Source organism: Rhodoplanes roseus (genome assembly GCF_003258865.1).
Lineage (GTDB): Bacteria > Pseudomonadota > Alphaproteobacteria > Rhizobiales > Xanthobacteraceae > Rhodoplanes > Rhodoplanes roseus.
On the sequence record NZ_NPEX01000642.1, the window covers coordinates 1 to 650 of the forward strand.

General features: G+C 66.9%; 1 protein-coding gene. It reads right to left on the minus strand.

What is annotated here, in order from left to right:
- Positions 1–650: hypothetical protein (locus CH341_RS34755; protein ID WP_170149897.1), on the minus strand; the 650-nt coding region annotated here is incomplete at both ends.

Here is a 650-nt window from a genome sequence, read left to right on the forward strand (position 1 = left end):
ATGCCGAGGGGCTGATCGAGCAACAGCATCGGCGACTTGACGTGAGGATAGGTGCCGACCTTCCACAGCCCGCCGGAGGGGCGCAGCCAGCCCTGCACTGTCACCTGCGCCTGGATCATCGCGCCCTCGTGGTGGAGCGCATCGAACTCGCTGCGCTTCTTGAGACCCTCGGGCGTGTCGGGGTGCTCGGCTATGTTGACCAGCGGGCGATACCGGGTGGCGCTGCCTTGAGCCACGGCGCGGATGCGGGAGACGTCGTCGCCCCATGCGTCGTCGTGGCCGGCGCGCTGCCCGAGGGTCCAGTACTTCTGGTAGACGTAATCGTCCTGGATCGTGCAGTTGGCGCTCTTGATGTTGCCACCCTCGACCAGCGCATCGCTCGCCGAGCCCGAATGATCTCCGATCGCGAGGAGATTGCCGCGCTCGGTCGAGCCCAGCACGATCTTGCGATCGCGCGCCAGTCGCTCCAGCGTCGCCCATACGAGCTCGCCGGGCTGAACCGACATCTCGGGGAACGGCGTCGCATCGACCGTGCCGACCGTCTCGAGCGAGATGCCGAACGGCGCGATCAGCTTGCGCGCGATCGCCTCCCACGGATAGCCGTCGAACTTTCCGTCCTCGGTCTCCACCGAGGACGAGGCGATGTCCCA